Origin of the sequence: Streptomyces sp. NPDC002032, from assembly GCF_042890765.1 — a bacterium.
Taxonomy (GTDB): Bacteria; Actinomycetota; Actinomycetes; order Streptomycetales; family Streptomycetaceae; genus Streptomyces.
On the sequence record NZ_JBIASM010000028.1, the window covers coordinates 34,259 to 45,320 of the forward strand.

The window sequence follows — 11,062 nt, forward strand, 5'->3', positions numbered from 1 at the left end:
CGGCGCCGCGGAGGCCGACGCGGTGGTGGACTCCCTGGAGTCGGCGAGCGACGACGACCTCTTCGAGTTCATCAACAAGGGCCTGGGGCGCACCAGCTGACCCAGCCGGTAAAAGGGTGAGCGCGGCGGGGGGGGGGGGGGGGTTGTTAGGCCCCCCCCCCCCCCCCCGGCGGCGGGGCCGCCCCCCCCCGCGGGGGCCCCCCCCCCCGGGCGTGGGGGGGCCAGGAGGGCCGGGCGGCCCCCCCCACCCCCACCCTATATCTAATAAACCCCCCGCGGGGGCCCCCCCCCCCCCCCCCCCGGTGTTCCGGGGCGGGGGGGGGGGGGGGGGGCCTAACACCCCCCCCCCCCCCCCCGCGCCTTTTCCGTGCACGCCGCCGCCGGGGCCGGAGCCCCTTGCCGTGCTCTTGTGGCGCCCTTGCGGGGCGCTACCGGCGCCCTTCCATTGCTCGAACGAACCGTGCGGAAAGGCCGCCGAGAGGGGTCGCCAGGGGGCGGCTAGGGGTTGTTGCCCTCCTCCGGGGGCCCATAAATTTGCCGCACAGGCTGCGCCAATAGGGTCGACGACAGAACTGGAATTCCTCTCGCTCCGCACCGGAGCCGGAATTCCGTGTCCGTCGCGCAATATCGGGCAGCTTTTCCATTAATTGAGCTGGCTGGTCGTTTCCCAGGGGTGGTACTGGATGGCGGACGAAGAAACTCTTCGGGATTACCTCAAGTGGGTCACGGCCGATCTGGCCAAGACCAAACAGAGGGTGAAGGAGCTGGAGTTCGCGGAGCAGGAGCCCATCGCCGTCGTCGGCATGGGCTGCCGGTTCGCGGGCGGCGTGGCGAGCCCCGAAGACCTGTGGCGGCTGGTGGCGGACGGCACCGACGCCATCTCCGGTTTCCCCCGTACCCGTGGCTGGGACCTCGAGCGGCTGCTCGGTACCGACGGCTCCGCCACCGGCACCTCCACCGGCACCTCCACCACCCGCGAGGGCGGCTTCCTCTACGACGCGGGCGAGTTCGACGCCGCCTTCTTCGGCATCTCGCCCCGCGAGGCCCTCGCGATGGACCCCCAGCAGCGGCTGCTGCTGGAGACCTCCTGGGAGGCCGTCGAGCGCGCGGGCATCGACCCGGCCGCGCTGCGCGGCAGCCGCACCGGCGTCTTCGTCGGCACCACCAGCCAGGACTACGCGACCCTTCTCCAGCAGGCGCCGCCCGAGACCGCCGGCTACTTCCTGACCGGCACCGCGGCCAGCGTCGTCTCCGGCCGCATCGCCTACGCCCTCGGCCTCGAAGGCCCCGCGGTCTCCGTCGACACCGCCTGCTCCACCTCCCTCGTCGGCATGCACCTCGCCGTCCGCGCGCTGCGCGGCGGCGAATGCGAGCTGGCCCTCGCCGGCGGCGCCACCGTGATGTCCACCCCGGCCGCCTTCGTCGGCTTCAGCCAGCAGGGCGGCCTGGCGGCCGACGGCCGCTGCAAGTCCTTCGCCGGGGCGGCCGACGGCACCGCCTGGGGCGAGGGCGTCGGCGTGGTCGTCCTGGAGCGCCTCTCCGACGCGCGCCGCAACGGCCACCAGGTCCTCGCCGTGGTCCGGGGCTCAGCAGTGAACCAGGACGGTGCCAGCAACGGTCTGACCGCCCCCAACGGCCCCTCCCAGCAGCGCGTGATCCTCCAGGCGCTGACCAGCGCGGGACTCACCCCCGCCGACGTCGACGCCGTGGAGGCACACGGCACCGGCACCACGCTCGGCGACCCGATCGAGGCCGACGCGCTGCTCGCCACCTACGGCCAGGGCCGCCCCGACGGACAGCCGCTGCGCCTGGGCTCGCTGAAGTCCAACGTCGGCCACACGCAGGCCGCCGCGGGCGTCGGCGGCGTGATCAAGATGATCATGGCGATGCGCCACGGGGTCCTGCCGCGGACCCTGCACGTGGACGAGCCGTCCCCGCACGTCGACTGGACGGCCGGCGCGGTCGAGCTGCTGACCGAGGCCCGGGACTGGCCCGCCGGAGAACGCCCCCGCCGCGCCGGCGTCTCCTCGTTCGGCATGAGCGGCACGAACGCGCACGTCATCCTCGAAGAGGCCACGCCCGCCGAACCGGCCGACCCCGCCGACTCCGGCGGGTCCGGCGGGTCCGCCGACTCCGCCGCGCCCGGGACCGGGTGGGCGTCCGACGTACCGGCCCGCCTGCTGCCGTGGGTCGTCTCCGGCCGCACCGAGACCGCACTGCGCGCCCAGGCCGACCGCCTCGCCCGCACCTTCGCCGACACCGGCACCGATGCCGGGACCGCCGCGGCGGCCCAGGACATCGGCCACGCCCTGGCCACCACGCGCACGGCCTTCCCCCACCGCGCCGTGGTCCTCGGCCCCGACCACCTCGCCGGACTGGAGGCCGTGGCCCGGAACACGTCTTCGGCCGATGTCCTCCTCGGCTCCGTCGTCCCGGGCCGGACCGGTTTCCTCTTCACGGGCCAGGGCGCGCAGCGCGCCGCCATGGGCCGGGAACTCCACGCCGCCTTCCCGGCCTTCGCGGCCGCCTTCGACGCCGTCTGCGCGGAGACCGACCCCCACCTCGGTCGCCCGCTGCGCGAGGTGGTCTTCGCCGAGGACTCCTCCGCCGTGGACCGTACGGAGTTCACGCAGCCTGCGCTGTTCGCGATCGAGGTGGCGTTGTTCCGGCTCGTGGAGAGCTGGGGCGTGCAGCCCGATTATCTGCTCGGGCATTCGATCGGTGAGATTGCTGCGGCGCATGTGGCGGGGGTGTTCTCGCTGGCTGATGCGGCGCGGCTGGTGGTGGCCCGTGGGCGGCTGATGCAGGCGCTGCCCGCCGGTGGTGCGATGGTGTCGGTGCGTGCGGCTGAGGCGGAGGTGGCCGAGCTGGTCGCCGCGTACGAGGGCGTGAGCATCGCGGCCGTGAACGGGCCGCAGTCCGTGGTGATTTCCGGGGCGGCCGATGCCGTGAGCGAGATTGCGGGCGTGCTGGGCGGGCGCGGGGTGAAGACGAAGCAGCTGACTGTCAGCCATGCCTTCCACTCGCCGCTCATGGATCCGATGCTGGACGACTTCCGGGCGGTTCTGGAGTCCGTCGATTTCGCGGCGCCGTCGATCCCGGTCGTTTCGAATCTGACGGGTGAGGTGGCGTCGGCGGAGGAGTTGTGCTCGGCGGAGTACTGGGTGCGTCACGTTCGTGAGGCGGTCCGCTTCGCCGACGGTGTCGCCACCCTCCACCGCCAGGGCGTGACCCGCTTCGTGGAGCTGGGCCCGGACGGGGTGCTGTCGGGGATGGGTGCGGATTGCGTCGAGGACGCCGTGTTCGTTCCGGTGCTGCGCAAGGGCCGGGACGAGCCGGAATCGGCCGTCGCCGCCGTCGCCCGGGCGTACGTCCATGGTGTCGCGGTGGACTGGGAGGCGTTCTTCGCCGGGTCCGGCGCGCGGAACGTGCCGCTGCCCACGTACGCCTTCCAGCACCAGGAGTTCTGGCTGAAGCCGTCCGAGGAACCGACGCCCACCGCCCCGACCGAGGCCGATGTGGTGGATGCGGCGTTCTGGGAGGCGGTGGAGCGCGAGGATCTGGGGGCGCTGGCGGAGACGCTTGAGGTGGAGGGTGGTTCGCTGGGTGCGGTGCTGCCTGCCTTGTCGTCGTGGCGTAGGCGTCGGCGGGAGCAGTCGGCGGTGGATGGGTGGCGTTATCGGGTCACGTGGAAGCCGCTGGCAGAGCCGGCGCGGGCCGAGGTCTCGGGTTCGTGGCTGGTGGTGGCTGATGAGGATGGTCCGCTGACGGGCTGGGTCGCTGATGCCCTTGGCGCGCGGACCATGCTTGTGGGCTGCGATCAGGGGCGTGCGGAGCTTGCGGGCCTTCTCACCGGGCTGACGGATGAGGCCACGGGTGTGGTGTCGTTGCGTGGGCTGGTGGGGACGTTGGAGCTGGTCCAGGCTCTGGGTGATGCCGGGGTCGGTGCGCCGTTGTGGTCTCTGACGCAGGGTGCTGTATCGACCGGCCGTTCCGATGTGTTGACGGCTGCTGGTGTGGAGCAGTCCCTGGTCTGGGGGCTGGGCCGGGTCGTGGCGTTGGAGCATCCGGGCCGTTGGGGCGGGCTTATCGATCTTCCTGAGGTGTTGGATGAGCGGGCGGCGGTGCGTGTGCGCGGTCTGTTGTCGGGTGCTTCGGGTGAGGATCAGGTCGCGGTGCGGGCGGCGGGTGTGTATGGCCGTCGCCTGCGGGCTGCGGAGCCGGTTGCCGGGTCGGAGGGGTGGCGTCCTCGTGGCACGGTGTTGGTGACGGGTGGTACGGGTGCGTTGGGTGCGCATGTGGCCCGGTGGCTGGTGGCTGAGGGTGCCGGGCATGTGGTGCTGACGAGCCGTCGTGGCCTGAAAGCCGCCGGTGCTGCCGCGTTGGCGGATGAGCTGACGTCGGAGTCGGTGCGGGTGAGTGTTGTCGCCTGTGACGTGTCGGATGCCGGTCAGGTGCGTGCGCTCGTGGAGGGCCTTGAGCAGGACGGGCCCGTCCGGGGTGTGGTGCATGCGGCTGGTGTGGAGCAGTTGAATGCGCTGATGGCGGGTTCGGCTGAGGAGTACGAGCGGGTCATGGCCGCCAAGGCGCGCGGCGCCCGTCATCTGGATGCGCTGTTCAGTGAGCCTTCGCGGGCCGACGGCCTGGACGCGTTCGTGTTGTTCTCGTCGATCTCCGCGGTGTGGGGTTCGGGTGGGCAGGGTGCGTACGCGGCTGCGAATACGTATCTGGATGCGTTGGCGCAGTGGCGTCGTGCGCGGGGTCTGGTGGCGACCTCGGTCGCCTGGGGTCCCTGGGGCGGCAGCGGGATGTCCGTACGCGACGGTGCGCAGGAAGCGCTGGAGCGGCGCGGTCTGCCCGTGATGGATCCGGCCCTGACGACCGCCGCACTGCGGCGCGCGGTCGGCGCGGACGACGCCACCACCACGGTGTGCGACGTGCGCTGGGAGCTCTTCGAGCCGGTGTTCACGGTGACGCGGCCCAGCCCGCTGCTCTGCGAACTGCCCGCCGTACGGGCCCTGGCCGAGGAGGCGGCGGCGCACGACGCGGCCGGCTCCGGTGCGGGGTCCGCTGCCGGGGACGGGCTGCGGGCCGCGCTCGCGGGACGGTCGGCGGCCGACCGGCGACGGCATCTGCTGGAGCTGGTGCGGACCGAGGCGGCCGTCGTGCTCGGTCACGCCGACGCCTCGGAGATCACCGGGACCAGCCCCTTCCGGGAGCTCGGCTTCGACTCGCTGACCACCATCGACCTGCGCAACCGGCTCGCGGCCGCGACCGGACTGCGCTTCCCGACCACCCTCGTCTTCGACTACCCCACCGCCGGGGAGATCGCCGACCACATCCTGGACGCGCTTGACGCCCTCGGCGACGAGGGACCCGCGGCCCCCGCCGACGCGGCCGGCAGCGTCCCGCAGCGCGCCCCGCGGGCCGCCGACCGGGACGAGCCCATCGCTATCGTCGGCATGAGCTGCCGCTTCCCGGGCGGCGTCAGCTCCCCCGAGGAGCTGTGGCGCCTCGTCGCGGACGGCGTGGACGCCGTCGGCCCCTTCCCCCGGGACCGGGGCTGGAACCTGGACGGCGCCGACGGCGGCCCGCTGCGGGCCGGCGACCACACCCTGGACGCCGGGTACCTCGACGGCGCGGGCCGGTTCGACGCCGGCTTCTTCGGGATCTCGCCGCGCGAGGCCCTCGCCATGGACCCCCAGCAGCGCCTCCTCCTCGAAGCCGCCTGGGAGGCCGTCGAGCGCTCCGCGACCGACCCCGGCTCGCTGCGCGGCACCCGTACGGGCGTCTTCGTCGGCGCCTCCTACCAGGGGTACGCCTCCGACGTGCGGGAGCTGCCCGACGAGGTCGCCGGGTACCTGCTGACGGGCACCCAGACCGCCGTGATGTCGGGCCGGATCGCCTACGCGCTGGGCCTGGAGGGCCCTGCGGTGACCGTCGACACGGCCTGCTCCTCCTCGCTGGTGGCGTTGCACCTCGCCGTGCAGGCGCTGCGCAACGACGAGTGCGACCGGGCGCTGGCCGGCGGTGTGTCCGTCAACGTGACGCCCGCCGTCTTCGCGGAATTCGCCCGCCAGGGCGGCCTGGCCGGGGACGGCCGCTGCAAGGCGTTCTCGGCCGACGCGGACGGCACGGGCTGGTCCGAGGGCGTCGGCATGCTCCTGGTGGAGCGGCTGTCCGACGCCGAGCGCAACGGGCACCGCGTCCTCGCCGTGATCCGGGGCTCCGCGGTCAACCAGGACGGCGCGAGCAATGGCCTCACCGCCCCCAACGGCCCGGCCCAGCAGCGCGTCATCCGCGCCGCCCTGGCCGGTGCCGCGCTGACCCCGGCCGACGTCGACGCCGTCGAGGCGCACGGCACCGGCACCGTCCTCGGCGACCCGATCGAGGCGCAGGCCCTCCTGGCCACGTACGGCAGGGAGCGGTCCGGGGACGAGCCGCTGTGGCTCGGCTCCGTCAAGTCCAACATCGGTCACCCGGCGGCCGCCGCGGGTGTCGCGGGCGTCATCAAGACCGTGATGGCCCTGCGGCACGCGCAGCTCCCGCCCACCCTGCACGCCGGTGCGCGTTCGCCGCACGTCGACTGGGCCTCCGGCGCCGTCGACCTGCTCACCGAGGGCCGGCCGTGGCCCGAGACCGGGCGCCCGCGCCGGGCCGGCGTCTCCTCCTTCGGCGTCAGCGGCACCAACGCGCACCTCATCCTGGAGCAGGCCCCGGAACCTTCCGACGCCACCTCCGACGCCACCTCCGACGCCGCGCCCCGCGCCCGTGAGGGACGCCTCCTGCCGTGGGTCGTCTCCGGCCGCACCGAGGCCGCGCTGCGCGCCCAGGCCGACCGCCTGCACGAGTACGCGGCGACCGGGCTCCCCGATCCCGTCGACGTCGCGCACTCGCTGACGGCCACCCGCGCCGCCCTGGAACACCGCGCCGTCGTCCTCGCCGACGACCGCGACGGCCTCCTCGCCGGACTGCGGGCCCTCGCCGACGGCCGCAGCGACCCCCGCGTGCTGCACGGCACCGTCGTGGAAGGCACCCGCGGCGCCGCCGGGCGCACCGCGTTCCTGTTCACCGGCCAGGGCGCCCAGCGGAGCGGCACCGGCCGCGAGCTGTACGCGCTCCACCCCGCCTACGCGGACGCGTTCGACGAGGTCTGCGCGCACCTCGACCCGCACCTCGAACTCCCCCTGCGCGAGGTCCTCTTCGCCCCCGAGGGCACCGACGGGGCCGCGCTGCTGCACCGCACCGACTTCGCCCAGGCGGCGCTGTTCGCCGTCGAGGTCGCGCTGTTCCGGCTCGTCGAGCACTGGGGCATCACCCCCGACCAGCTGCTCGGCCACTCCATCGGCGAGCTCACGGCCGCCCACGTCGCCGGGGTGTTCACCCTGGAGGACGCGGCCCGGCTGGTCGCCGCGCGCGGCCGGCTCATGGCCGCGCTGCCCGCCGGCGGCGCGATGGTCTCCGTGGAGGCGGCCGAGGACGAGGTCCTGCCGCTGCTCGCCGCCCACGACCGGGTGGCCGTCGCCGCCGTCAACGGCCCCCGCACCGTGGTGGTCTCCGGCGCCGACGACCAGATCACCGCCGTGGCGGAAGCGCTGGAGGGCCGGGGTGTGAAGACCAAGCGGCTCACGGTCAGCCACGCCTTCCACTCCCCGCTGATGGAGCCGGTGCTCGCCGACTTCCGCAAGGAGGCCGAGCGGGTGGCCTACGCGCCGCCGCGCATCCCCCTCGTCTCCAACCTCACCGGCCTGCCCGCCGACCCCGAGGAGATCACCACGGCGGACTACTGGGTGCGGCACCTGCGCCACGCCGTCCGGTTCGCCGACGGCGTGCGCACCCTGCACGCGCACGGAGTCACCCGCTTCCTCGAACTCGGCCCGCAGGGCGTCCTGTCCGCCATGGCCCGCACCTGCCTGCCCGACGAGGCCGCCGAAGCCGACGGGACGGTGTGCGTACCGCTGCTGCGGCGCGACCGGCCCGAGGAGGACAGCGCGGTCACCGCGCTGGCCCGCCTGCACCTGACGGGGGCCGGACCGCACTGGCCCGCGCTGTTCGCCGGTACCGGGGCCCGGACCGTCGATCTGCCCACGTACGCCTTCCAGCACCAGCACTACTGGCTGCACGGCGGCGCCGGGACCGCCGGGTCCGCCGACGTCACCACGGCCGGGCTGCGCCGCGTCGGGCACCCGCTGCTGGGCGCCGCCGTCGCCTCCGCGCACACCGGCGAACTGCTGTTCACCGGGCACCTCTCGCTCGCCCGGCAGCCCTGGCTCGCCGACCACGCCGTGGCCGGTACCGCCCTGCTGCCCGGGACCGCCTTCGTCGACCTCGCCGTCACCGCGGGCGACGAGACCGGCTGCGGGCACCTGGAGGAGCTGACCATCGAGGCCCCGCTGACGCTCGTCGAAGGGGCCGCCCGCGACCTGCGCCTGTGGGTCGCCCCGGCGGACGACACCGGCCGGCGCACCGTCACCGTCCACTCCCGGCCGGCCGGGGCGCCCGACGACGCGCCCTGGACCCGGCACGCCGGCGGCGTCCTCGCCCCCGAGGCGCCCGCGCCGCGGCCCGACGACGCGCTCACCGCCTGGCCGCCCACCGACGCCTCCCCGGTCCCCGTCGACGGCCTCTACGACCACCTCGACACCATCGGCTACGGCTACGGCCCCGTCTTCCAGGGGCTGCGCGCCGCCTGGCGCGGCCCCGACGCCGTCTACGCCGAGGTGGCCCTGCCCGAGGAAGCGGCGGCGGACGCGGGCCGGTTCGGCCTGCACCCCGCCGTGCTCGACGCGGCCCTGCACGCCATGGGCCTCGCCGCCCCCGGCACCCTCGGCGACGCCGCCGGGGAGGGGGACACCGCCGCCGTGCCCCGGCTGCCCTTCGCCTGGACCGGCGTCACCCTGCACGCCTCCGGCGCCCCCGCCGTGCGCGTCCGCATCCGGCGCACCGGAGCCGACGGCGTGACGCTCACCCTCGCCGACGGCACCGGAGCACCCGTCGCCACCGTCGAGTCCCTCGTCCTGCGCCCCGTCAGCCGCGAACAGCTGGCGACCGGGCCCACCGGTGACGCATGGCTCTTCGCCGTCGACTGGACCGACGTGCCCACCCATGAGGGCTCCGACGGCCCCGCGCCCCGGGGTGACTGGGCCGTCCTCGGCAGCGGTGCGCATGCCCAGGCCGCGCCCGACGTCCTCGACGCGCTGCGCACGGCCGGCACCAGCGCCGACGTCCACCGCGCGGAGCACGTGCCCGCCGTCCTCGTCGCCGACTGCCGCACTACGGCCACGGCCCCGGCCACGGCCACGGGCGTGGAGGCAGCCGCAGGGGCGGACGTTCTCCGGGCCGTGCGCGACACCACCGGGCACGTCCTCGGCCTGCTCCAGCGCACCCTCGCCGACGACGCCCTCGCCGACACCCCGCTGGTCGTGCTGACCGGCGGCGCCGTCGCCACCCGCGCCGACGAACCGGTCCGGGACCTCGCCGGGGCCGCCGTCTGGGGGCTGGTGCGCTCCGCGCAGTCCGAGAACCCCGGCCGGATCGTCCTCGTCGACGTCGACCGCGACGCCCGCTCCCTCGCCGCGCTGCCCGCCGCCCTCGCCACCGGCGAGCCCCAGCTCGCCCTCCGCGCGGGCCGCGCCGCCGCACCCCGCCTGGTCCGCCCCGCGGCCGGCGGCGACGCCGCCCGGGCCGTGCGCCACGACCCCGAGCGGACGGTGCTGCTCACCGGCGGCACCGGCGAACTCGGCCGTCTCGTCGCCCGCCACCTCGTCACCGAGCACGGCGTGCGCCACCTGCTGCTCGCCGGCCGGCGCGGACCGGCCGCCGAGGGCGTCGACGCGCTCGTCGCGGAACTCGACGCGGCGGGGGCCCGTACGACCGTCGTCGCCTGCGACGTCTCCGTACGCGAGGACGTGCGCGCCCTGCTGGCGGCCGTGCCCGCCGAGCACCCCCTCGGCGCGGTGGTCCACCTCGCCGGCACCGTCGACGACGGCGTCCTGGCCTCCCTGACCCCCGAGCGCCTGGACGCCGTGCTGCGGCCCAAGGCCGACGCGGCCTGGCACCTGCACGAGCTCACCCGGGACCTGGACCTGACGTCCTTCGTCCTGTTCTCCTCCGCCTCCGGCACCTTCGGCGGCCCCGGCCAGGCCAACTACTCCGCCGCCAACTCCTTCCTGGACGCCCTCGCCCAGCACCGGCGCGCCGCAGGCCTGCCCGCGCTGTCGCTGGCCTGGGGCCCCTGGGCCGAAGGCGGCATGACCGGCCGGCTCGACGAGAACGACGTACGCCGCTTCGCCCGGTCCGGCATGACCCCCCTCCAGGCCGCCCGGGGCCTCGCCCTGTTCGACCGGGCCGGCGCCGCGGACCGCGCGGTGGCCGTCCCCGTCGGCCTGGACCCCGGCGTCCTGGCCGGACGTACGGGGGAGGTCCCGCCGCTGCTGCGGGCCCTCGTCCGGCGCCCCCAGCGGCCCGCCGCCGCACGGCAGGACTCCCCGGGCGAGAGCGCGGCGTCGCTGCGCCGGCGGCTGACCGACACCCCGGGGCCCGAACGGGACACCGTCCTGCTCGACCTGATCCGCGGTCAGGCGGCGGCCATCCTCGGCCACGCCTCCCCGAACGACGTCGACGTCAGCCGCGGCTTCCTCGACATCGGCTTCGACTCGCTGACCGCGGTCGAACTGCGCACCCTGCTGAACCGGGCCACCGGCCTGCGCCTGCCGGCCACGCTCGTGTTCGACCACCCGACGCCCGAAGCGCTCGCCGCCCACATCCGCGGCGAACTGCTCCAGGAGGAGGAAGTCACCGCGCTCGGCCTGCTCGGCGAGATCGACCGGCTGGAGAAGGCACTGGCACAGGTCGCCGACGACGACGAGGACCGGGCCAAGGTCACCCAGCGGCTGCGCGAGCTCCAGAGCAGCTGGACGGACACCCGCTCCGGCGCCGGCGGCGGCCCCGCGGACGAGATCGAGATCGGCTCGGCGACCGCCGACGACCTCTTCGACCTGCTCGACGACGAACTCGGCCTGTCCTGACCCGGCCGGCCACCCGGTGCGGTCCCGGCGACGGG

The 11,062-nt window shown here is 75.2% G+C and carries 1 protein-coding gene; it reads left to right on the forward strand.

Annotated elements, in window-relative coordinates:
* Window positions 1–647: 647 nt before the first annotated feature.
* On the forward strand, window positions 648–11,027 hold the full coding sequence (locus tag ACFYYT_RS34650) for a type I polyketide synthase (RefSeq protein WP_388610503.1): 10,380 nt from the start codon (window positions 648–650) through the stop codon (window positions 11,025–11,027).
* Window positions 11,028–11,062: the final 35 nt, after the last annotated feature.